At 71.4% G+C, this 21346-nt stretch carries 21 protein-coding genes; 10 read left to right on the top strand and 11 right to left on the bottom strand.

All coding sequences use genetic code 11. The features are described from left to right. The first annotated feature begins 85 nt into the window (after positions 1-85). Positions 86-478 (top strand): AAA family ATPase, encoded by a 393-nt coding sequence (locus tag ACTWQA_RS16115; RefSeq protein WP_443160022.1) that lies wholly within the window; start codon positions 86-88, stop codon positions 476-478. After that, the gene (locus ACTWQA_RS16110; RefSeq protein ID WP_443160021.1) at positions 475-3201 is read left to right on the top strand and encodes an ATPase; all 2727 of its coding nucleotides are present in this window, start codon (positions 475-477) and stop codon (positions 3199-3201) included. The genes ACTWQA_RS16115 and ACTWQA_RS16110 overlap by 4 nt, the downstream gene beginning before the upstream one ends. Before the next feature lie 124 nt (positions 3202-3325). On the opposite strand, the gene ACTWQA_RS16105 is transcribed toward ACTWQA_RS16110, so the two are convergent. After that, a complete protein-coding gene (locus ACTWQA_RS16105) occupies positions 3326-4258 on the bottom strand; it encodes a hypothetical protein (protein WP_443160020.1) in 933 nt (310 codons plus the stop codon). Positions 4259-4307: 49 nt separating this feature from the next. On the opposite strand from ACTWQA_RS16105, the gene pgeF reads away from it, so the two are divergent. Next, positions 4308-5015, top strand: a complete 708-nt coding sequence (gene pgeF / locus ACTWQA_RS16100; RefSeq protein WP_443160019.1) for a peptidoglycan editing factor PgeF — start codon at positions 4308-4310, stop codon at positions 5013-5015. On the opposite strand, the gene ACTWQA_RS16095 is transcribed toward pgeF, so the two are convergent. From ACTWQA_RS16095 to ACTWQA_RS16085, 3 genes are read right to left on the bottom strand one after another with little or no spacing between them, the layout of a single operon-like run. Next, on the bottom strand, positions 5012-5353 hold the full coding sequence (locus ACTWQA_RS16095) for a hypothetical protein (protein WP_443160018.1): 342 nt from the start codon (positions 5351-5353) through the stop codon (positions 5012-5014). The genes pgeF and ACTWQA_RS16095 overlap by 4 nt on opposite strands. 26 nt (positions 5354-5379) lie before the next feature. Beyond that, complete coding sequence (locus ACTWQA_RS16090) at positions 5380-6531, bottom strand: ATP-dependent DNA ligase (RefSeq protein WP_305922681.1); 1152 nt, start codon at positions 6529-6531, stop codon at positions 5380-5382. After that, a complete protein-coding gene (locus ACTWQA_RS16085; protein WP_443160017.1) occupies positions 6531-7250 on the bottom strand; it encodes a pyrimidine reductase family protein in 720 nt (239 codons plus the stop codon). The genes ACTWQA_RS16090 and ACTWQA_RS16085 overlap by 1 nt, the downstream gene beginning before the upstream one ends. Before the next feature lie 546 nt (positions 7251-7796). On the opposite strand from ACTWQA_RS16085, the gene ACTWQA_RS16080 reads away from it, so the two are divergent. Then, complete coding sequence (locus tag ACTWQA_RS16080; protein ID WP_443160016.1) at positions 7797-8192, top strand: hypothetical protein; 396 nt, start codon at positions 7797-7799, stop codon at positions 8190-8192. Positions 8193-8198: 6 nt separating this feature from the next. Here the strand turns inward: ACTWQA_RS16080 and glgX are convergent, their stop codons facing one another. Further along, positions 8199-10322: a glycogen debranching protein GlgX gene (gene glgX / locus ACTWQA_RS16075; protein WP_305922685.1), complete on the bottom strand. Its 2124-nt coding sequence runs from the start codon at positions 10320-10322 to the stop codon at positions 8199-8201. 199 nt (positions 10323-10521) lie between these two features. Beyond that, the gene (locus ACTWQA_RS16070; RefSeq protein ID WP_327590568.1) at positions 10522-10947 is read right to left on the bottom strand and encodes an OsmC family protein; all 426 of its coding nucleotides are present in this window, start codon (positions 10945-10947) and stop codon (positions 10522-10524) included. Between the two features lie 163 nt (positions 10948-11110). On the opposite strand from ACTWQA_RS16070, the gene ACTWQA_RS16065 reads away from it, so the two are divergent. From ACTWQA_RS16065 to ACTWQA_RS16050, 4 genes are all read left to right on the top strand, one after another. Further along, positions 11111-11668 (top strand): sigma-70 family RNA polymerase sigma factor, encoded by a 558-nt coding sequence (locus ACTWQA_RS16065; protein ID WP_443160015.1) that lies wholly within the window; start codon positions 11111-11113, stop codon positions 11666-11668. Continuing rightward, positions 11668-12558, top strand: a complete 891-nt coding sequence (locus tag ACTWQA_RS16060; RefSeq protein WP_443160014.1) for a maleylpyruvate isomerase family mycothiol-dependent enzyme — start codon at positions 11668-11670, stop codon at positions 12556-12558. The genes ACTWQA_RS16065 and ACTWQA_RS16060 overlap by 1 nt, the downstream gene beginning before the upstream one ends. 633 nt (positions 12559-13191) lie before the next feature. Next, a complete protein-coding gene (locus ACTWQA_RS16055; RefSeq protein WP_443160013.1) occupies positions 13192-13530 on the top strand; it encodes a hypothetical protein in 339 nt (112 codons plus the stop codon). Between the two features lie 344 nt (positions 13531-13874). Beyond that, on the top strand, positions 13875-14450 hold the full coding sequence (locus ACTWQA_RS16050) for an HD domain-containing protein (RefSeq protein WP_305922690.1): 576 nt from the start codon (positions 13875-13877) through the stop codon (positions 14448-14450). A gap of 8 nt (positions 14451-14458) precedes the next feature. On the opposite strand, the gene ACTWQA_RS16045 is transcribed toward ACTWQA_RS16050, so the two are convergent. Then, entirely contained in the window at positions 14459-15796 is a 1338-nt protein-coding gene (locus ACTWQA_RS16045; protein ID WP_443160012.1) for an ankyrin repeat domain-containing protein, read from the bottom strand. Between the two features lie 177 nt (positions 15797-15973). On the opposite strand from ACTWQA_RS16045, the gene ACTWQA_RS16040 reads away from it, so the two are divergent. Then, on the top strand, positions 15974-16714 hold the full coding sequence (locus ACTWQA_RS16040) for a DUF1707 SHOCT-like domain-containing protein (protein WP_443160011.1): 741 nt from the start codon (positions 15974-15976) through the stop codon (positions 16712-16714). An 80-nt stretch (positions 16715-16794) separates the two neighbouring features. Here ACTWQA_RS16040 and ACTWQA_RS16035 read toward each other — a convergent pair whose 3' ends face one another. The 4 genes from ACTWQA_RS16035 to ACTWQA_RS16020 form a co-directional block, all read right to left on the bottom strand. Next, the gene (locus tag ACTWQA_RS16035; RefSeq protein WP_443160010.1) at positions 16795-17571 is read right to left on the bottom strand and encodes a sirohydrochlorin chelatase; all 777 of its coding nucleotides are present in this window, start codon (positions 17569-17571) and stop codon (positions 16795-16797) included. Beyond that, the gene (locus ACTWQA_RS16030) at positions 17553-18281 is read right to left on the bottom strand and encodes a phosphoadenylyl-sulfate reductase (RefSeq protein WP_443160009.1); all 729 of its coding nucleotides are present in this window, start codon (positions 18279-18281) and stop codon (positions 17553-17555) included. Before ACTWQA_RS16030 ends, ACTWQA_RS16035 begins: the two co-directional genes overlap by 19 nt. A gap of 136 nt (positions 18282-18417) precedes the next feature. Beyond that, entirely contained in the window at positions 18418-20091 is a 1674-nt protein-coding gene (locus ACTWQA_RS16025) for a nitrite/sulfite reductase (protein ID WP_443160008.1), read from the bottom strand. A 106-nt stretch (positions 20092-20197) separates the two neighbouring features. Beyond that, entirely contained in the window at positions 20198-20281 is an 84-nt protein-coding gene (locus ACTWQA_RS16020; RefSeq protein WP_311132608.1) for a putative leader peptide, read from the bottom strand. A 253-nt stretch (positions 20282-20534) separates the two neighbouring features. Here ACTWQA_RS16020 and ACTWQA_RS16015 point away from each other — a divergent pair, with 253 nt between their 5' ends. Continuing rightward, positions 20535-21314, top strand: coding sequence for a TIGR03084 family metal-binding protein (locus ACTWQA_RS16015; RefSeq protein WP_443160121.1), 780 nt, complete (start codon positions 20535-20537; stop codon positions 21312-21314). Positions 21315-21346 lie beyond the last annotated feature (32 nt).

The raw sequence follows: 21346 nt of genomic DNA, 5'->3' as shown, positions 1-21346 counted from the left end.
GGCACGGCGCCCTCAGGCACGGGCTGAGCTGGGAAGGAGGTCGGGCTGGGCGGAGGGCGGGCTGAGGCGTTGGGACAATGAGCACATGCCAGCCCTCATTGGACGCGACCTACCGGCCGCGATCGTGCGTGGCGCGCTCGAGCGGGCGCGAGGCGGTCACGGTGGTCTGGTGCTGATCGCCGGCGAGGCGGGGATCGGGAAGAGCGCGCTGGCCGCCGACGCGGCCGACGCTGCCCGGCGCACGGGCGCCCTGGTCGCGGGCGGCGCCTGCTGGGACCGGGACGGCGCCCCGGGCTACTGGCCGTGGACCCAGGTCGTGCGATCCCTGCGCCGGAAGGCCGCGCCGGAGGAGTGGACCGCCGCGACGCAGGCCGCGGGCCTGCTTTGCCCGCACTGCTCAGCGAGCCGGGCGGGCGGACGGCTGATCCTGGCGCGTGGTCCTGGGCTCAGGCGGAGTTCCCGCTGCACGACGCGGTGACGACGTTGCTTACGGCCCTCGCGCAGCACCGGCCGGTGGTCATCGTGCTGGAGGACCTGCACCGGGCCGACGACGCCTCGCTCCGGCTCCTGTGGTTCGCGTCCCAGCACGTTTGGCTGGAGCGGCTCCTGGTCCTGGGGACGTACCGGGACGCGGAGACCGGACCGGCCGAGCCGCCGCTGTCGTCGCTGGCGGCGAAGGCCGAGGTGATCACCCTGGCCGGGCTCGACCGCGCGGGCGTCACCGAGTTGGTCACCCGGGTCACGGGTCACGCGCCGGAGCTGGAGGCCGCCGCCGAGATCCACCGGCGCACCGGCGGGAACCCGTTCTTCGTCCAGCAGCTGGCCCATTTGCGGCAGTACGGCGGCACGATCCCGTCCGGGGTCCGCGCCGCCGTCCGGGAACGCCTGTCCATCTTGCCACCAGGAGTCGAAGAGGCACTGGCCGCCGCCGCCGTGCTGGGCCACGAGTTCGGCGCGCGACTGCTCGCCGCGACGACCGGGGTACGGGCGGAGCGCGTCGAACGGCTCCTCGCCCGCGCCGCGGCGGCCCGCTTGATCGTCCCGGCGGGGGACGACCGGTTCGCGTTCGCGCACGACCTGGTACGGGAGGTCGTCTACGACTCGCTCCCCGAGGAGGACCGGTGGCGCAGGCACGCCGCCGTGGTGGCCGCCCACGGCCCGGCCGCGTCGGTCGTACCGGCGGAGCAGGCCCGTCACGCCCAACCGTCACCGGCGGAGCAGGTCCGTCACGCGCAGCTCTCACCGGCTGAGATGGCTCGTCACGCGCAGCTCGCCGGACCCGTGCTGGATGCCGGTGAGACCGTGGGCTGGCTGGTACGGGCCGCCCGCGACGCCTCCGCCCGCATGGCCACGGAGGAGGCCGCCCGGCACGCCCGCCACGCGCTGGCGCTCCTCCCCGCCCATGATCTCCGCACCCGGGCACTCATCCTGCTCGATCTGGGCACGATCCTGCACCACGACGGCGACCCGGCGGCGGGACGGGAGGCGTTCGAGGAGGCCGCCGAGGCCGCCAGGCGGCTCGGCGACGACGAACTGCTGGCGCGGACGGCGCTGGTCCTGCACCGGCTCGAACACCCCACCAGGAAGCCCCCGCTGGAGGTCTCCCTCATCGAGGAGGCGCACCGCAAGCTCGCGCCGCCCGGGACCGCGACGCGCCTCGACCACGCGGTACGCGAACTGAGCCTCAGGACCGCCTCCCTGGCCAGACGCCGCGAGGACGATGAGACGCTCGGGCTGAGCCTGCTGACGGCCCACGACGCCATGCTCGGGCCGGGAACGGCGCGGGACCGGCTGGCCATCGCCACCGAGCTGGCCGACCTGGCCCGCCGCACGGTCGACCGGGAACTGGACCTCCACGCCGCGCGCCTGCGCACGTGGGCGCTGCTGGAGCAGGGCGATCCCCGCTACCTGGCCGAGCACCGCGCCTTCGTGGCAGCGGCCGAACGCGCGGGCCTGCCGCGCTTCCGCTTCGACGCGCGATGGGACCAGGCCACCATCGCCACCCTCACGGGCCGTTTCGACCAGGCGGCGGCGCACATCGACCAGGCGCTCACCCTCGACCGGCCGCCGCACGTGGACGCCGCCAGCGTGTGCCGCCATCTGCGCTGGGCACTGGAGCTGCGCCGGGGACGGCCGGAGGCGGCCGAGGCGCTGCTGTCCGGGCTCGATGACGGCCTGCACCCATACCCCCATCTGGTCAGAGCCGCCACGGCGCTCCACCGGGGCGACGTCACGTCCGCCCTGCGTCACCTGCACGACGATACTGCCGGCGCCGAGGGGCACGGCTGGTACGCGCCGCTGCGGCTGCGGCTCCAGGCGGAGGTGGCCGCCGCCCTACGGGACCCTGCGGAGTGCGCGCAGGTCCTGGCCGCGATCGGCCCGTTCGCGGGCGAATGGGCGGTGCCTGGCATGGCGACCGTCGAGGGCCCGATGGCGTACTGGGCCGCCCTGCTGCACGCCGCGATGGAGCGATGGGACGAGGCGATCGACGGGTTCGCCGCCGCCTGGCACGCCGCCGACCGCCTCCAGGCCCGTCCCTGGTCGATCGAGGCCCGGCTGCGGCTGGCCGAGAGCATGCTCGCGCGCGGCCACGACGGCGACGCCGCGCGCGCACACCTGGACGAGGTGGAGCGGGAATCGGCCGCCCTCGGTCTGGCCGGCGCGAGCGAGCAGGCCCGCCGCCTCCGATCACACAGAACGGGTCCGTCGAGGGTGTTCAGGTTCGACGGCACCATGTGGACGCTCGCGTACGCGGGCCGCACCGTCCGCGTGCCCGACGCCAAGGGGCTGCACGACCTGCGGATCCTTCTCCGGCAGCCGGGCGTGGACGTGTCGGCCTCACGGCTGGCCGGAGGTCCCTCGCCCGGCGACCGGGCCAGGACCGATTACCGCGACCGGCTCGCCAGGCTGGACGCGGAGATCGACCGGGCGCTGCACCTCGGCCACGACGACCTGGCCGCCCGGCTCGACCGGCAACGCCTGCGGCTCATCGAGGAGGCCGGGACCGCCGCGACACGTGCCGGCGACGCGGCCGAACGCGCCCGCAAGACGGTGTCCAACCGCATCCGCGCCGCGCTCGCCCGGCTCGACCGGAGCCATCCGGAGCTCGCCCGCCACCTCCGCGCCTCCATCACGACCGGCGCGAGCTGCCGCTACCAGCCCGTCTCGGACATCACCTGGCAGGCGTGGGCAGGAGGCTAGACCCGTTTTCCGCAGCTTCGTCGCGGCCCGGCCGCCATGCGACGCACGCCCCAAGGGGCCGCGGCCGATGCGGTGGGGCAGGGAGGAAGTGGTGGTCTGGCGCGGTGACGTGCGGAATACGGGACTAGACCTCGGGCACGCCGAGGTCGGATGGGCGAGAGCGGGCTGGCAGTTTGGCCAATGCGGGGTCGAGCTGCTCGATCAGCCGCTGCACCAGCGCGGCCCGCCGCACCCGCTCGCGGCCCAGCTCGCGCGGCACCACGCCGAGATGGGAGCCGGACGGGTAGATGTTGGGCGCGTTACGCAGCCCCATCTTCAGGTAGACCGGCGCGGCGGCCCGGACGATCTCCACCGCCTCGTAGAACCGTACGAACCCGCCCTGGTCGTCCGGCACCTCAAGGTAGAGGTCGATCGGCAGCCGGGTCGCGGCCCGGATCTCGGCCAGGTGCGGCACGGTCAGGTCGGTGCCGACGTTGACCGTCGTCGCGCCCAGCCGTTCGAGGATCGCGGCGGTGGGGCCGTTCGTGAGCGGCAGCAGCACGGAGGTCTTCAGCACCAGGTTGGCCGGTAGCGTGCCGTCCTCCTTGAGCACCCGCAGCACCTCCAGCGTGCCGAGATCGCCCACCAGCAGGCTGCGGATGCCCAGGGAGCAGGCCCGCAGGGCGTCGGCCACACCCGCCGCGACCATCGCGTTCCCCCGCGCCGCCGCCCCCACGGCCTGCGTGAGCTTGGCCTGCCCGCCGGTGTCCCAGGCGGCCCGCGGCCCGAGGAACAGATTTATCTCGATGCCGCGCTCGGCCCCGATCCTCGCCATGTCGGAAATTTCATCGTCCGTCAGCATCATCACGCCGCTGCCCTGCGACGTCCTGGCGATCGGCACGCCCAGCCGGTCGGCCTCCGTGACCACGGCCTCCAGCACGGCCGGCCCCTCCACGCTGGGGATCTCGTACCGGTACGGGGCGCCGTCCGCGAAGCCGCGCCCGGACGGGGCGGCCAGCTGGACCACCGGGTGTCCGAGGCGGGCCATCAGCACGTGCAGGTCGGCGAGGCTGGTCATCGGGAATCCCTTCCATCAGGTACGTCTCCCAGCACTCTAGGATCTAGGCATGCAGCTGGCTCCCGGAGTGCACGTCGCCATCACCGACCGGCACGGAGGCGTCAGCGCCCCGCCCTATGGCTCCCGCAACCTCGGCGGCATGGTCGGCGACGACCCCGCGGCCGTGCGGGCCAACCGGGCGGGCCTGGCGGCCGAGCTGGGCGTGCGGGCGATCGTCTACATGCGCCAGGTCCACAGCGCCGACGTCGCGTACGTGAGCGAGCCGTTCGGCGACGACCCGCCGCCGCTCGACGGCGTGTTCACCACCGAGCCGGGGCTGGCGCTGGCCTCACTCGGAGCGGACTGCCCCGCAGTGCTGGTGGCCGACCCGGAGGCCCGGATGGTCGGCGCGGCGCACTCCGGCCGCCCCGGCACCGAGGCCGGCATCGCCACCGCCCTGGTGGCGGCCATGGCCGCCAAGGGTGCCGTGCCGGGCAGGATGGTCGCGCTGGTGGGGCCCGGCGCCTGCGGCCGCTGCTACGAGGTGCCGGCCGCGCTGCGCGAGCAGGTGGCGTCGAAGGTCCCCGAGACGTGGTCCACGACGTCGTGGGACACCCCCGCGCTCGACCTGCGGGCCGGCATCGAAGCACAGCTCAGGGCGGCGGGACTGGCGGACGTACGCCACGACGCCCGCTGCACGATCGAGTCCGAAGAGCTCTACTCCCACCGTCGCGAGCAGCCGGGCGGCCGCTTCGCGGGACTCATCTGGCTGGTCTAACCGCTCTTGCCCCGGTTGTTGAACAACACGTTGACGACGATGATCGCGACCCAGACCGGGATCACATAGCCGGCCCGGCCGTCGCCCATCAGGACGAACAAGATGGTGGTGAGGGTGCCGAGGCTGAGCGACACGATCGCCAGAGCGAGCCGCTGCGCGTCGCTCGGCCCCTGGTGGGCCACCGACTTCGGGGCCGCCTGGGCCAGGCGCTCATCCACCCGCCGGTCGACCTCTTTGCCCATCGTGTCGAGGAACGACTCCACGATGGCGTCCTCGAACTCGGGCCCGAGCTCGCGGCGGGCGGACACGGCGGCCTTTAACTCATCCCCAGTGCTCATACATCGAGATATATCGGGATATCGGGCTAGTGAGCAAGGATGTCGTCAAGGTTGTAACTGACCGGACGCTCCAGTTGTTCGTACGTGCACGACTCAGGCGTGCGGTCGGGCCGCCAGCGGCGGAAGTGCGCGGTGTGCCGGAACCGGTCGCCTTCCATCTGGTCGTAGGCCACCTCCATCACCCGCTCCGGCCGCAGCGGGATGAACGACAGGTCCTTCTTGGCGTTCCAGCGCGACACCGCCCCCGGCACCCGCTGCCCGCCCCTCGCGGGCCCGGCGGCCGGCTGGCCGATGTTGGCCGCCGCCTGCTCGGCCCAGTGCCCCCACGGGTGCTCGCTCAGCTCCGCGACGAGCGGCCTGAGCTCCTCCACCAGCTCGGCCCTGCGCGCCATCGGGAACGAGGCCGCCACCCCCACGTGGTGCAGCCTGCCGTCATCGCCGTAGAGCCCGAGCAGCAACGACCCGACGATCGGGCCCGACTTGTGCTCCCGGTAGCCGCACACCACGACATCGGCCGTGCGCTCGTGCTTGACCTTGAACATCGTGCGCTTGTCCGGCACATACGGCTGGTCACCCGGCTTGACGATGATCCCGTCGAGCCCCGCGCCCTCGAACGTCTCGAACCACTCGTGCGCCTGCTCGTCGCTGGTCGTGACGGGGGTCAGCCGGACGGATCCGACCTTCTCCGGGAAGATCCCCTCCAGCCGGGCGCGCCGCTGCGCGAAAGGCGCCTCCATCAGCGACTCCTCACCCAGCGCCAGCAGGTCGAACGCGATGAACTGGGCCGGCGTGCGCTCCGACAACATCTTCACCCGCGACGCGGCCGGATGGATGCGCTGCTGCAGCGCGTCGAAGTCCAGCTGCGACCCCATGGGCAGCACGATCTCGCCGTCCACCACGCACTTGTCCGGCAGCTCGGCCCTGACCGCCTCGACCAGCTCGGGGAAGTAGCGCGTGAACGGCCGCTCGTTGCGGCTGCCCAGATAGACCTCGTCCCCGTCGCGGAACACGATGCACCGGAACCCGTCCCACTTCGGCTCGTAGAACAGCGTGCCGTCCTGCTTCGGCATGGTCTTGACCGCCTTGGCCAGCATGGGCGGCACGGGCGGCCGCACCGGCAAATTGGGCACCGGCTCCGGCTCTTGGACCGTCCCGGTCGGCTCCGTCGGCTCGCTCATCAGCTGTGCTCCCTCACATACCTGCAGAAGAGGACCCCCTCTTCTTCCAGCACCTGCCTGAGATCCAGTGTGACGTGCGCGGGCTCGCCGTTTTGAATGCGCGCCGCGCCGCCGCCGACCAGCATGGGGCTGATCGACAGGCACAGCTCGTCGACCAGGTCGCAGGCCGACAGCTGGGCGTTGACCCGGGGGCCGCCCTCGCACAAGATCCTCGTCAGCCCCCGCTCGTGCAACTGCCCCACCGCCAGCCGCAGGTCGACGCTCTCCTCGCCGGCCACGATGACGTCGTTGTGCCTGGCGAGCTCCTTGCGCCGGTCGTGAGGCGCGGACTCGCAGGTGATGACGATGGTCTGGGTGGTGGCGGCGGTGAACAGCTCGTCGTCGAGGTCGAAGCCGAGGCTGCGGCTGATGACGGCGATGTGCGGCACGTCGGGGCGGCCCTCGCGGATCTCCGCCCACGAGTCGCGCGGCTTGACCGGGCCGTATCCCTCCTTGCGCACGGTCGAGGCGCCCGCGACGACGACGTCGGCCAGCCCGCGCAGGACCTGGAAGATCCGCTTGTCACCGCTGCTGGACAGGCCGCCCGAGCGGCCTTTCAGCCAGGCGGCGCCGTCGGCGCTGGCGACCATGTTGAGCCGCAGCCACGGCCGGCCCTGCGGGTAGGCGTATGCCTGCGCGATGTCTGGGTTGTCCTGTATGTCGGGATAGATGCGCCGCACTCCTCTACCTTGGCACACCGCACCGACAACCGCCCCACCCAGCTTCACCACCCCACCGCCCCCGCCCCGCCCTGCCCGGCGCACCGCCCTGCCTGGCCCGGCGCACCGCCCTGCCTGGCCCGGCTCGGCCCCCTGCCCGCTCGGCCCTGCCCGGCTCGGCCCGCTGCCCTGCTCGGCTCGGCCCGCCGCCTTGCTCGGCCCGGCCCGGCCCGTCGCGCTGCTCGGGCCGCCGCGCTGCTCGGCCCCGCTGCCAACCCGGCCCCGCTGCCGTGTCCGGTCTGCGTTTGTCCGGGGTCTGCCGGCCGTCGGGCCCACTGCTCTGTCCGGGCTCGCCGCCGGTCCCGGCCTGCGAGGCGTTCCGTTCACCACCCTGCCGGGCCCAAGTGATGGCGAGGCGGGGAGGCTGCCGGGTCCGGGGCGCACGCGGGCGCCGGCCTCCGCGGATGGCGAGCTTTCCGGCAGGTGCCGCTTTCGTGTATGCGGAGACATACCGGCGACTCTCGGCTTAACGTGACAACAGGGATGGGACGGACAGGGGAGGGCCCCGTGGGTCTGGTCACCGCCGGGACGTGGACGATCGCCGCAGTCGCGGGGCTGCACCTGCTCTGGCACTGGCTCTCAGGAGGCGGCATGCGCCGGGCCAAGGTCACCCGCTTCCCGGCGACGCTGGTCTTCTCCCATCCGGTGCTCGCGGTGTCGGCGCTGGTGTGCTGGGTGGGCGCCCTGGTCACGGGGAGCCGGGTGCTGGCGTGGGTGGCGTTCGGGGGACTGGCGGCGGCCGCGCTGCTGGGGTTCGCGATGTTCACGCGATGGCTCGGGGCGGGCCGGCACGAGAAGGGCGGCCCGGGGTTCCCCGCGCTGGCGGTGACGTTGCACGGGCTGGCCGGAGTGGCGACGTTCGTGCTGGTGTTCCTCGCGGCCAGCGCGGCACGCGTCTTCTGAGCTCCCCTACCTGCCTGGGCGCGGGCGCCTGAGCACCTGGAGGGAGCGGGCCGTGACGGCCACCACGTCGCCCCCGTGCCACTCGTCCTCCCCGAACGCGTCCTCCACCGTGTCGTGGCTGGTGTCGAGGACGGGCAGCCACTCGGTGCCGAACTCCTCGCCGGGCAGCGTGAACGACATGTTCTCGTGGTGCGCGTTGATCAGCAGCAGGAACGAGTCGTCCACGATCTTCTCGCCCCGCGGCCCCGGCTCGGTGATCGCCTCGCCGTTGAGGTAGACCATGAGCGACTTGGCGTAGCTGATGTGCCAGTCGCCCGCCGTCATCTCCGCACCGCCCGGCGTGAGCCAGACCAGGTCGCGGGCGCCGTTGTCGGGGTGGCGGCCCTGGAAGAAGCGGCGGCGCTGGAAGACCGGGTGCTCGCGGCGCAGCTTCGACAGCACGCGGACGAACTCCAGCAGGTCGGACTCGGCGTGCACCATCGACCAGTCCACCCATGCCAGCTCGTTGTCCTGGCAGTAGGCGTTGTTGTTGCCGCGCTGGGTGCGGCCGATCTCGTCGCCGTGGGACAACATCGGCACGCCCTGCGACAGGAACAGCGTGGCCAGGAAGTTGCGGCGCTGGCGACGGCGGAGCGTGACGATGCCGGGGTCCTCGACCGGACCCTCCGCGCCGCAGTTCCATGAGCGGTTGTCGTTGGTGCCGTCGCGGTTGTCCTCGCCGTTGGCCTCGTTGTGCTTGTGGTCGTACGACACCAGGTCGGCCAGCGTGAACCCGTCGTGGCAGGTCACGAAGTTGATCGAGGCGACCGGACGGCGGCCGGACGACTCGTAGAGGTCCGCGGAGCCGGTCAGGCGCGAGGCGAACTCCGGGAGGGCGGAATGCGTACCGCGCCAGAAATCGCGCACGATGTCGCGATATTTGCCGTTCCACTCCGTCCACAAGGGCGGGAAGTTTCCGACCTGATAGCCGCCCGGGCCGACGTCCCAGGGCTCGGCGATCAGCTTGACCTGGGAGATCACCGGGTCCTGCTGGATCAGGTCGAAGAAGGCGCTCAGCCGGTCCACGTCGTGCAGCTCGCGCGCGAGCGCCGACGCCAGGTCGAAGCGGAACCCGTCGACGTGCATCTCCAGCACCCAATAGCGCAGCGAGTCCATGATCAGCTGCAGCGCGTGCGGCGAGCGCACGTTGAGCGAGTTTCCGCACCCGGTGTAGTCGAGGTAGTAGCGCCGGTCGCCGTCGTGCAGCCGGTAGTAGGCCGCGTTGTCGATCCCCCTGAACCCCAGCGTGGGCCCCATGTGGTCGCCCTCGGCGGTGTGGTTGTAGACCACGTCGAGAATGACCTCGATGCCCGCCTCGTGCAGCGCCCGCACCATGGCCTTGAACTCCAGCACCTGCTGCCCCCGCGTGCCCGCGCTGGAGTAGCGGCCGTGGGGCGCCAGGTAGGCCATGGTGTTGTAGCCCCAGTAGTTCGTCAGCCCGCGCGCCACCAGGAAGTGCTCCGGCACATAGTGGTGCACCGGCATCAGCTCGACCGCCGTGACCCCCAGCGACAGCAGGTGATCGATGATCGCCGGATGCCCCACGGCGGCGTACGTGCCCCGCAGGTCCGGCGGCACGTCGGGGTGCCGCATGGTGAGCCCGCGCACGTGGGCCTCGTAGATCACCGTCTGGTGGTAGGGGATGCGCGGCGGCCGGTCGTTGCCCCACTCGAAGAACGGGTTGATGACCACGTTCTTCGGCATGTAGGGCGCGCTGTCCTCGGTGTTGCGCCGGGAGGGATCGGTGAAGTAGTAGGGGAACAGCGCCTGGTTCCAGGTCAGCTCGCCGTCGATGGCCTTGGCGTAGGGGTCGAGCAGCAGCTTGGCCGGGTTGCACCGGTGTCCCTGCGACGGGTCGTAGGGGCCGTGCGCGCGGTAGCCGTATCGCTGGCCCGGCTGGATCCCCGGCAGGTAGCCATGCCAGACGAAACCGTCGACCTCGGGCAGATCCACCCGCTCTTCGGTGCCGTCATCCTGAAAAAGGCACAGCTCGACCCGCTCGGCGACCTCGGAGAACACCGAAAAACTGGTGCCAACACCATCCCAGGTGGCGCCGAGTGGATAGGGCTCGCCCGGCCAGACCTCGCGCATGTGGCCCAATTGTCGCACGGGAAAACCGCTCTTGGTCCTCAATGAGCCGATGGCCTCACGACCAGGACACCTACGGGCCCCGATCGCCGGCGCCCTGCGTCGCGTGAAACGGCGCAGGAACGGCTCGGCTCGCCCCGCGGCGCCGCGGACGGTCTCGGAGGGGAGACCGGCAACGGTGCCGAGGGCGGGCGGAGGAGCGTCAGAGCAGCTCGGCCTTGAGGGAGATCGTGGTGCCCGTCAGCGCCTTGCTGACCGGGCAGTTGGCCTTGGCGGTCTCGGCCGCCTCCTGGAACTGCTCAGCCGTGATGCCGGGGACGTGACCCTTCACGGTGAGCACGATGCCGGTGATGCCCTCACCCGGCTGGAACGTCACGTCCGCGCTCGTCTGCAGCGACTCCGGCGGCGTGCCGGCGCCGGCCAGGCCGTGCGAGAGCGCCATCGAGAAGCAGGACGAGTGGGCGGCCGCGATGAGCTCCTCCGGCGAGGTCTTGCCGTTGGCCGCCTCGGCCCTGGAGGGCCAGGAGACCTCGAACGTGCCGACGCCCGAGGTGTCCAGCGAGACGGTGCCCGAGCCGTCGAGCAGGGCGCCCTTCCACTGGGTAGTGGCGGTGCGTGTGGTGGCCATGGCTATGTGCTCCCTCCGTCGTGGACTTCCGACCCTATCGTGGTCCGATCAACGGCTCACAAAGTGTGGTGCGCGCTTCATCCGGCTCTACTTTTCCGACGAATAATGGCATGCTCGGGTCGCGGCGCATCTGCCGCCTTGGTCCGGATAAAACGGGAGTGTGGTGCCAGTGGAGGCACCGTACGACGACCGGCTGCTGCATCAGCGGGTGGTCGGCGGCGATGAGTCCGCGCTGGGAGAGATCTACGATCGGTTCTCCTCGCTGATCTTCGGTCTCTCCCTGCGGGTCACCAGGGACCGGGTGATCGCCGAGGACATCACGCAGGAAGTGTTCCTGGTCTTCTGGGAAAGGCCGCTGGCCTACGACCCGGATCGCGGCACGTTGCGCGCCTGGCTCGCGACGATCGCGCACCGCCGGGCGGTCGACCACGTGCGCGCCGAGGAGCGGCGGCGGGTGTCGGCCCTGGGGCCCCGGCTGTTCGAGCGGGAGCCGGCCAGGCTGGAGGACACCGTGCTCGCCGCCGACGAGGCCGCGCGGGTGCGGCAGGCCGTCACGTCACTGCCCGACGGCCTCCGGCAGGCGATCGAGTTAGCCTACTTCGGGGGCAGAACATATCGGCAGGTCGGCGAGGAACTGGGCGTGCCCGAGGGCACGGCCAAGTCGCGCATCCGGCTGGCCCTGAGGCGGCTGGCGGACGCGCTGGCGGAGGAAGAGGTGTGATGGACCCCGTCGAGCGTCTTTACCTGGACGCGTTGATGGAGGAGCCGGTGGTGCCGGCGGGCTCGGTGCGGCCCCAGCTCCTGGCCGGGGCCCGTGCGCGGCGCAGGCCCGCGGCTCCCACCGCCGTCTGGGCGGCCCCGTACGCGGGCCGCGTGGCCGCGATGGACGCACTGCTCGCCTCGGCCGTGGACGACGACTGGTCACGCGTCATCGTCGAGGGCTGGACACTACAGGAGCTCGTCGCGCACCTGGCCGCCAAGGACGGCCTCCTCGCCGCTTCCGTGGGCGCCCCCGTGCTCGGCCCGCCCATCGGGGCGGCCGACTCCCTGGGACGTACGCACGACGTGCAGGCGTACGAGCGGGCCCGCAGCCCCGAGCAGACGCGACGGGACTGGCGGGCGCAGGCCGACGCGCTCTGCCGCCACCTGGCGGAGCTGCCGCCGGCCACGCCGGCCACCCTGGACGGCATGGAGGTCCCGGTGAGCGACCAGATCCTGGCCAGGGGCCTGGAGACGTGGATCCACACCGACGACGCCGCCAAGACGGCCGGCCTCCGGCTCCCCGACCCGATCCCCGAGCACATCCGGCCGACCGCGGACCTGTGCGCCCGCCTGCTGCCCTGGACGATGCTCTTCTCCGGCATGAACGGCGCCGGACGCACGCTCCACCTGACGCTGACCGGCCCGGGCGGCGGTGAGTGGGTACTGCCGCTGGGCGTGGAGGAGAGCGCGCCCGGTGAACCGGACGCGCACATCAGCGCGGACGTGATCAAGTTCTGTTTCCTGCTGGGCGGCAGGGGAGATCCGGCGGACTTCCCGGCGGAGGTGGCCGGCGACCTGGCCCTGGCCAGGGACGTCCTGTCCACGGCCCCCGCCCTGTCCGGCCCCTGACCCCGGCCCTGCCCGGCTCGTGGCCCAGGCCCCTGTCTGGCCCCTGCCTGTGACGCCGGCCTGCGCCTGCCCCGTCCCCGACCGATCCCCTGGCAATGGCGGCATCGGCCTGCAAGGACGCGGCTCCATGCTGAGCGGGGCATGCGTGAGGGGGAGCCCGTGTTGAGCGTGGCATGCGTGAGGGCGACGGCTCCGTGCTGAGCGTGGCATGCGTGGGGGCGGGGCCGTGCTGAGCGTGGTATGCGTGAGGGTGGGGCCCGTGTTGACCGCGGCATCTGTGAGGGCGGGGGCCGTGCTGAGGGCGGCGTCCGTGGGGGCGAGGCCCGTGCTGAGGGCGAAGCATGCGCCGGCGGCCCACGCCCCCGTCCTGCGGTGCCGCCTCCGGCCAGCCGAGGCGTCCGGCCATGCGGGGCCGTGCGAGGCGAAAAAGCGCGGCGACACGCCGCACGGCGCGCAAACGAAAAGGAAATCGTTGTTTGGCAACTCCCTCGGGTAGCGCCAGGGATTTGACGCGTTGTTGAGGTTCGGAGAGGTTACCTTCGATTTCGTGGATGGGTAATTCTGTTTCCGTCCGGCGTCCCACGGCATTCGGGCGCCGGATTCGCGGCCGATCTATCCATGAATGGAAGTCGAATGCACGAGAACACCGAAAGTCGGCAACCGCGCACGCGAAGCCTTGGGCGTGTCGCGACACTGGCCCTGGCCACCGCGGCCGCCGGGGTCATGTTCCTTCCCGTCGGTCAGGGGGTGGCCGGCGCGAGCACCACCGCCACGACCGAGGTCTCGGTCAGCTCGCACGAGACCCCGCCGCAGTATTGCGCGTGGAACTACCGCTGCCGTTACGGCTGGTGGCGCTACCAGAACCCCGTCTGGCGCTACCATCCCGGCTGGCACCACGGTAACCGGGACTATTACGGCCGCTACTACGGACACCACCACGGGTCCTGGCACCACTACGGAGACCACGACTAGGACGGCCTGGGACGACTCAGGACCGCCCGGCCCTACGGGGCCGGGCGGGCATCACACAACGACACGCGAACGCCATGAGCCGGACGATTCGTGCGTCCAGCGGGACGAACCGCATGGGCATGACGGCGGACGAGTAGTGCGGAGAATCGCCTCCTCGAATCCGCCGAAATGCCAAATGCCGCGGCCAGAAGAATGGTCGCGGCATTTGGCGTAATTTAGAGCATCTGCCGCCGTCCTCTGTCCTCGCCGGCGCGCCGCCGACCAGGCGCCGCGACCGTCGCTCGGCGGCAGCCGGAAACGTCGTTTAAGCTCTAAGGCCCTGTGCATGACGAGAGGGGGTCATCGTGACGGGCGATGAGACGGGGCTGGCAGGGCTGCTGTACGAGTTCGGGCTGCTCAAGCGCTACAAGCGGACCGGGTGGCACGTCGCCGGCGTGCGCGACCCGGAGAGCGTGGCCGAGCACTCCTTCCGCGCGGCGATCATCGCGGGGATGATCGCCAAGCTCGAAGGCGGTGATCCGGAGCGGGCCGCGTTCATGGCCCTGTTCCACGACACGCAGGAGACGCGCATCACCGACATCCCGTACATCGGCAAGCGCTACCTCACCGTGGCGCCCAACGAGGAGGTCACCGCCGACCAGGTGCGGGGCGTGCCGGAGCCGGTGGCGGACATGATGCGCGACGCCGTCGCGGAGTACGAGGAGAAGGCCAGCGTCGAGGCCGTCTGCGCGCGGGACGCCGACAAGCTGGAGTGCCTGCTCCAGGCCGTCGAATACCGCGAGCAGGGGCACCAGAACGTCCAGGGCTGGATCGACAGCTCGCTGGCCGCCCTCACGACCCCGACGGGCAAGCGCCTGGCGGAGGAGGCCCTGCGCACGGGCACCCTGGAATGGGTGACCCGCGTGCTCAACGGCGACTGAGGGACCCTCTACTGCTGCGTGACGAGGTCTCTGGCGTAATCGTCGTCGCTCTCGGCCAGCACCCGCTCGGCGCCTCGCGCGGCCCGGTCGTCCCCGCGGATGGCGAGCCCGCGCGTGGCCTCGGCCACCGTGCGCAGGTCCGAGTCGGCGAGCCGGGCCGCCAGGGCCTCGCGGATGCGCGGCGTGTCGGCCTCCAGCCCGGCGAGCCCGGCGGTGGCCCAGTCGCGCACCTCGGCCTCGTCCTCCTCGGTCATCTCGATCAGCAGCGCCAGGCCCTCCTCGTGGTCCGGCGGCAGCACGTCGGCCAGCGCGATGGCGTCCGTCATCGTGCGCTTGTGCCCCGGGCGGCCGATGATGTCGAGGACGGCCGGCAACGCCCGCGGGTCGCCCTGGTGGCCGAGCGCGGCCAGCACCGAGCGCAGCACCTGCGGGTTGCCCTCCGTGGTGACCATCTTCTGCAGCAGCGGCAGCGTGCGCTCCAGGAACGGCTTCTCGCCTTCGGCGAAGCCGAACTGGGCGATCGCGTCCACGCCGAACTCCCGCTCCCTGGCGTCCTCGCTCACGCACAACCTGGCCAGCGCCTCGTACGTCTCCTCGTCGGCGCGCCTGTCCAGCGTGTCGGCCACGATCCACCAGGTCTCGGCGTCCTCGTCGATGTCGCGGTGGGCCAGCGCCCGCGCCACGAGTCGCTCCACCGGCGTGTAGACCCCGGTCGCGTCCTCCAGCAGCGTCGCGATGGCGGCGTGGCCGCGCTGCGCCTGGACCTGCTCGGTCTGCTCGCCGTCGGGCGCCTGCCCGGCCACCGTGACCAGTTCGGTGCCGTCCTTGGCGTACTGCCGGGCCACGACGTAGTCCCAGCCCTCCTGCTCGATCTGGTCGAGCAGCGCGCTCTCCAGGTGCACGCCCACCCAGTCGACGGCGATGTCGAGCGGCGTGTCACCATCGCCGTCGTACTTCCCGGGGTCGGCGCCCGCCTCCAGGAGCACCTGCACGACGCCCAGCGCGCCGCGCCTGGCGGCCAGCGAGAGCGGGGTGTCGCCGTCGTCGTTGGCCGTGTCCACGCCGGCCCCTGCCTCGATCAGCACCCTGGCGGTGGCGGCGTGGCCGTTGGAGGCGGCCCAGAGCAGCGCCGTCCAGCCGCCGGTCTCCCGGCCGTTGACGTCGGCGCCGGCCGCCAGCAGCGTGCTGGCCACCTCGTGCCGGTCCCAGGCGGCGGCCGCGCACAGCGGCAGCCCTTCCTCCTCGCCCTCGCTGGGCTTGTTGGGATCGGCGCCGCCGGCCAGCAGCTTGCCCACGGTCTCGGTCTCGCCGTTCAACGCCGCGCGGTAGAGCTGTTCCTCATGCATGACACGGACCCTAACCTGGTCCGGCCGCGCCCCGGACCAAGCTAGGGCCATGTCATCGAGTGGTACGCGCCCGAGGCCCGCCAGGGTTCACCCCTCATACCGAATATTCACAGTTTGGCTGCCTTCTCCTCCGAAAGGAGGAGCTGCATTCCGGCCAAGACGCGATATGTTGCGAGTATGACTGATCCCGGTGGGGTCCGCGCGTCGGATGCCGAGCGCGAGGCCGTCGTCGAGCAGCTCCGTGTCGCCTCGGTGGAAGGCAGGCTGACGCTGGCCGAGCTGACCGACCGCACGGAGGCCGCTTATACGGCCACCACGCACGCCGAGCTGGCGCTGCTCACCCAGGACCTGCCTGCCGCCGGCGCCGTGTCCGCCGGAGCCCAGCCGCCCGCCGGAGCTCGACCCGTTCGCGAGGGCAGGAAGCGGCGCTGGTTCGTCGGCGTCATGGGCGACTCCAAGCGGCGCGGGAAGTGGCGGATCGACCAGGAGCTCGGCGCCGTGGCCGTCATGGGGGACGTGGTGCTCGACCTGCGCGAGGCCGAGGTCCGCACGAACACGGTCGACATCACGGCCGTCTCCGTGATGGGCGACGTGAAGATCATCGTGCCCGACGGGGTCAACGTGGACCTCGACGGGATGGCCGTCATGGGCGACAAGAAGGTGGACGTGCTGGAGGCCGCGCCCGGCATGAACGTGCCGGTGGTGCGGGTGCACGCGTACGCGATCATGGGCGACGTGAAGGTGCTCGGCGACTCGCGGGCGCAGCCGCTGAAGCGGACCTTCTCGGCCTGGCGCGAGCACTGGCGGCAGCTGCACGGCGAGGACTGGCGCAAGCTCGGCAGGCAGCTGCGGGCCGAAAGCCGCGAGCTGCACAGGCAGCTGCGCGACGTGAACAGGGACATCGGGCGCGGCTACTGATCCGCCGGCTCGCCGAGCCGAGCCGGCCCGGGGGCTGCTGACGCGCCCCGCCGTCGCGGCGGATCGTCGCGAACCGCTGCTCAGATCGCGAGTGACACCGGCTGGCGTTGTGCCTGCTCGTAACGTTCCAGCAGGACGTCGACCAGCTCCGGCGCCGGGCCGAGCACGTCGGCCACGACGGCCGCGCCCGCCTCCAGCGCGCTGAGGCGCACCTTGTCGGCGAAGTAACCGGGAGCCAGCAGGTAAGGCGCCACGGCCACGCGCGGCGCGCCCGCGCGCACCAGCTCGGCCACCGCCTGTGCGGGGGAGGGCTCCGCGGCCGAGGCGTAGGCGGCCTTGACCGTCCACCAGCCGGCCCGCCGCCACTCCAGCGCCATCTGCGAGATCACCACGTTCGCCCTGGCGTCGCTGGAACCCGCCGACACCAGCACCACCGCCGTGTCCGGGTCCCCGGGCCGCACGCCCGCCTCGGCCAGCCGCCGCTCCAGCGCGGCGCGCAGCAGCGGGTGCGGCCCCAGCGTGGCCCCGTAGTGCACGCGCAGGCGCGGCCGGCGCGCGCGTACCTCATTCAGCGCCGACGGCAGGTCCACCCGGCTGTGGTAGGCCTCGGTGAGCAGCAGCGGCAGCACCACGGCCTCTTCCAGGCCGCCGAGCGCCTGGGGGAGCGTGGGAGCACAGTGATCCAGATACGCGACGCGGACGTCCAGCGGCACCTGCTCGAGCAGCGCGGCCACGGTGGCGGCGGCGCGCGGATCGCGAGACCCGTGCGCCACCGCCACCAGTGGCACGCCACCGGGGGCCGTCCCGCCTGCCAACGGGACGAGTCCCCTCCTGGGGATCACAGGTGAATGCCGCATTCGACCTTCCCCAGGCCCGCCCAGCGCCCGCTGCGCGGATCCTCTCCCTCCGCGACCTGCCGCGTGCACGGCGCGCAGCCGATCGAAGGGTAGTTGTCATAGTGCAACGGGTTGATCAGCACCCCGTTGTCGGCGATGTAGTTGTCGACGTCCTCCTGGGTCCAGGCGGCGATCGGGTTGACCTTGACCATCTGCCGCTTGGCGTCCCACTCGACGACCCTGGTGTTCGTCCGGCTGGACGACTCGTCGCGGCGGATGCCGGAGACCCACGCCAGGTACGGCTCCAGCGCCCGGTTCAGCGGCTCCACCTTGCGCAGGTAGCAGCACAGATCCGGGTTGCGGCCGAACAGGCGCGGGCCGAGGTCGCGATCCTGCTCGGCGACCGTCCGCGACGGCTTCACGTCGATCACGTTGACGTCATAGACCTGCCGCACCGCGTCCCGCGTGCCGATCGTCTCGGCGAAGTGGTAGCCGGTGTCGATGAACAACACGTCCACGCCCGGCTTGACCCTGCTCACCAGGTCGATGAGGAGGGCGTCGCTCATCGAGGACGTCAGGCACAGCCGGTCACCGAACGTCGCCGCCGCCCAGCGGATGATCTCACGGGCGGGGGCGCCCTCCAGGAACGTCGCGGCGGACTCCACGATGTCCTGCAGGTCGAGCGTGCCGCGCTGCTGTCTCAAACCGACCTCGATGTCCACCAGCGTCATATCTTCACTCCGATTCCGAGAAACTTCAGCTTGAAGGCACGAGCGCAGGCCCTGCAGTACCAGCCGCCGTCGCTCTCGTAGGGCTCGAGGTCCTCGTCGCCGCAGTAAGGGCAGTGGAAGGGGACCGCTCGCGTGCTCATTTCAGGTCCGCCTCGTCCGCGCGCTGCACCCAGTCGGCGAACGACTCGCCTTCCTTGCGCTGCGCGTCGTAGTGCTTCACCACGCGCTCCACGTAGTCGGGCAGCGCCTTGGCAGTGGTCTTCAGCCCGCGCACCTTCCGGCCGAAGCCGGCGTTGACGCCCAGCGAGCCGCCCAAGTGGATCTGGAAGCCCTCGACCTGGTCGCCGTTCTCGTCCACCACCAGCTGGCCCTTGAGGCCGATGTCGGCGACCTGGATGCGGGCGCAGGAGTTGGGGCAGCCGTTGACGTTGATCGTCAGCGGCTCCTGGAAGTCCGGCAGGCGCCGCTCCAGCTCGTCGATCAGCTGGGCCGCGGTGGCCTTGGTCTCGACGATGGCCAGCTTGCAGTACTCGATGCCGGTGCACGCCATCGTCTGGCGCCGGAACGTGGACGGCCTGACCTGCAGGTCGTTGGCCTCCAGCTCCGCCACGATGGAGTCCACCTGGTCGGGCGCGACGTCGAGGACGACCATCTTCTGCTCGACCGTCGTACGCACCCGGCCGGAGCCGTGCCGCTCGGCGATGTCGGCGATCGTGTGGAGCTTGTCACCGTCGAGCCGGCCCACCTTGGGCGCGAAGCCGACGTAGAAGTTGCCGTCCTTCTGCGGGAAGACGCCGACGTGGTCGCGGCGGCTGCCACGCGGCAGCTCGGGCGCGGGCCCGTCGGGCAGGGCCCCCTTCAGGTATTCGGTCTCGAGGATCTCGCGGAACTTCTCCACACCCCAGTCGTTGACCAGGAACTTGATCCGCGCCCGGTGCCGCAGCCGCCGGTAGCCGTAGTCGCGGAAGATCCCGACGACGCCCTCGTAGACGTCGGCCACCTGCTCCGGCTTGACGAACACGCCGATCCGCTTGCCGAGCATCGGGTTCGTGGACAGGCCGCCGCCCACCCACAGGTCGTAGCCGATCTCGCCCTGCTCGTTGACCACGCCCACGAACGCCACGTCGTTGATCTCGTGCACCGTGCAGTGCGCCGGGCAGCCGCTCACCGCCGACTTGAACTTGCGGGGCAGGTTCGAGTACGCCGGATTGCCGACGACCCGCTCCTGGACCTCGTAGATCTGCTCGGTCGCGTCGAGCACCTCGTCGGCGTCGATGCCGGCCAGCGGACACCCCAGGATCACGCGGGGAGTGTCGCCGCACGCCTCCGTCGTCGACAGGCCCACGGCCTCCAGACGCTCCCAGATGTCCGGCACCGACTCGATCTCGATCCAGTGCAGCTGGATGTTCTGGCGGTCGGTCAGGTCGGCGGTGCCGCGCCCGTACTCGTTGGAGATGTCCGCGATCGTGCGCAGCTGGGCCAGCGAGAGCTGGCCGCCGTCGATCCGCACGCGCAGCATGAAGTAGCTGTCGTCCAGCTCCTCCGGCTCCAGGATCGCGGTCTTGCCGCCGTCGATGCCGGGCTTGCGCTGCGTGTAGAGGCCGTACCAGCGCATGCGGCCGCGCAGGTCGGCGGGATCGATCGAGTCGAAGCCACGCTTGGAGTAGATGTCGATGATGCGCTGGCGGACGTTGAGGCCGTCGTCGTTCTTCTTGTTCTCTTCGTTCTTGTTGAGCGGCTCACGGTAACCGAGAGCCCACTGGCCTTCGCCGCGCGGGCGTTTGTGGTGCCTGCTGGCAGGGGTGCTCATTGCGCGTCCTTCGGATCATGGGCGCGCGCAGGGTTCCTCAAGCCTCATCGTCGAGGGCAGGATGCGAGGGAGGATTGCGACGCGCTCAGCGGCAGAAACAATCGGGTTAGCGGGCGTCGCAACAGATGGCACTGCGGACACGCTGGAGGTCGACGTGGCGTCGACCGACGAGCATGGGGTCCGCTGGCATGTATCGAAGATACCCTGGCGGTCCCGGATGTCCAAGACGGGGTCCAGAGTGTGGGACTGTCCAAATCTTTCAACCCTGGCGGCGCCAGCCGAGCTCCGAGTCCTTGGGCTTTTCCTCGGTGCTCTGGTGCTGGCAGTCGCACCACGAACCGCCGCGGCAGTCCTCGTGACGCTTGTCCTTGCAGCTCTGGCAGATCACTCCTGCATTATTCTCCTGGAACGTTGTTCGGGTTAGGCTGGCCCGCGTGGATCTCATGGCCGAGTTGCTCGGCGATCTCCGCGCCGAGACCGCCTCCTTCGAGGAGCTGCTCCAGCCCCTCCTCGACGAGGACTGGGAGCTGGCCACACCCGCCGAGGGATGGGCGATCCGCGACCAGGTGAGCCATCTGGCCTGGTTCGACGACGCCGCCGTCCAGGCGGTCACCGACCCCGAAGGCTTCAACGCCTCGCTGGCGGACTTCGCGGCATCGGGCTTCTCCTCGGTGGACGACCTCGTCGTGCGGGCGCGCCGGACCTCGCCGGGCGAGCTGCGCGAGTGGTTCCGCGCCGCCCGAGCGCGCAGCATCGAGGTGTTCGCCGCGCTGAACGCGCGCGACCGGGTGCCGTGGTTCGGGCCCCCGATGTCGGCCGCCTCGTTCGTCACCGCGCGGCTGATGGAGACCTGGGCCCACGGCCAGGACGTGGCCGACGCGCTCGGCGTCGTCAGGAAGCCGACGGTCAGGTTGCGGCACGTGGCCATGATCGGGTTCAGGGCCCGGCCGTACAGCTTCGCCGTCCGTGGCCTGGCGGAGCCGTCCGAGCCCGTGCGGGTGGAGCTGACCATGCCCGACGGGAGCGCGTGGACGGCCGGCCCGCCGGAGGCGGCCGCCGTGGTGCGCGGGCCGATGCTCGACTTCTGCCTCGCCGTCACCCAGCGTGTCCACCTGTCCGACACGGCACTGGAGATCGACGGCGAGGAGGCGCGGGCCTGGATGGAGATCGCCCAGGCGTTCGCCGGGCCCCCTGGTAAAGGCCGGGCACCCAGATCAGGGTGAAATCAGGGACACGGCTGGCACGCGCGCTGACA

The sequence above is a fragment of the Nonomuraea sp. 10N515B genome (genome assembly GCF_052245915.1).
Taxonomy (GTDB): domain Bacteria; phylum Actinomycetota; class Actinomycetes; order Streptosporangiales; family Streptosporangiaceae; genus Nonomuraea.
The sequence above is the reverse complement of the archived record's forward strand: the minus strand, read 5'-3'. Positions and strand labels throughout refer to the sequence as shown.

Excerpts from the sequence above, each read along its gene's own strand:
- ACTWQA_RS16090 (WP_305922681.1), bottom strand. The coding sequence starts at position 6,531 with ATGAGCGAGCCGACGGAGCCGACCGGGACGGTCCAAGAGCCGGAGCCG.
- ACTWQA_RS16020 (WP_311132608.1), bottom strand. The coding sequence starts at position 20,281 with ATGCCAGCGGACCCCATGCTCGTCGGTCGACGCCACGTCGACCTCCAG.
- ACTWQA_RS16040 (WP_443160011.1), top strand. The coding sequence starts at position 15,974 with ATGACTGATCCCGGTGGGGTCCGCGCGTCGGATGCCGAGCGCGAGGCC.
- ACTWQA_RS16115 (WP_443160022.1), top strand. The coding sequence starts at position 86 with ATGCCAGCCCTCATTGGACGCGACCTACCGGCCGCGATCGTGCGTGGC.
- glgX (WP_305922685.1), bottom strand. The coding sequence starts at position 10,322 with ATGCGCGAGGTCTGGCCGGGCGAGCCCTATCCACTCGGCGCCACCTGG.
- ACTWQA_RS16070 (WP_327590568.1), bottom strand. The coding sequence starts at position 10,947 with ATGGCCACCACACGCACCGCCACTACCCAGTGGAAGGGCGCCCTGCTC.
- ACTWQA_RS16025 (WP_443160008.1), bottom strand. The coding sequence starts at position 20,091 with ATGAGCACCCCTGCCAGCAGGCACCACAAACGCCCGCGCGGCGAAGGC.
- ACTWQA_RS16030 (WP_443160009.1), bottom strand. The coding sequence starts at position 18,281 with ATGACGCTGGTGGACATCGAGGTCGGTTTGAGACAGCAGCGCGGCACG.
- pgeF (WP_443160019.1), top strand. The coding sequence starts at position 4,308 with ATGCAGCTGGCTCCCGGAGTGCACGTCGCCATCACCGACCGGCACGGA.
- ACTWQA_RS16095 (WP_443160018.1), bottom strand. The coding sequence starts at position 5,353 with ATGAGCACTGGGGATGAGTTAAAGGCCGCCGTGTCCGCCCGCCGCGAG.
- ACTWQA_RS16060 (WP_443160014.1), top strand. The coding sequence starts at position 11,668 with ATGGACCCCGTCGAGCGTCTTTACCTGGACGCGTTGATGGAGGAGCCG.
- ACTWQA_RS16055 (WP_443160013.1), top strand. The coding sequence starts at position 13,192 with ATGCACGAGAACACCGAAAGTCGGCAACCGCGCACGCGAAGCCTTGGG.
- ACTWQA_RS16035 (WP_443160010.1), bottom strand. The coding sequence starts at position 17,571 with ATGCGGCATTCACCTGTGATCCCCAGGAGGGGACTCGTCCCGTTGGCA.
- ACTWQA_RS16105 (WP_443160020.1), bottom strand. The coding sequence starts at position 4,258 with ATGACCAGCCTCGCCGACCTGCACGTGCTGATGGCCCGCCTCGGACAC.
- ACTWQA_RS16045 (WP_443160012.1), bottom strand. The coding sequence starts at position 15,796 with ATGCATGAGGAACAGCTCTACCGCGCGGCGTTGAACGGCGAGACCGAG.
- ACTWQA_RS16015 (WP_443160121.1), top strand. The coding sequence starts at position 20,535 with ATGGCCGAGTTGCTCGGCGATCTCCGCGCCGAGACCGCCTCCTTCGAG.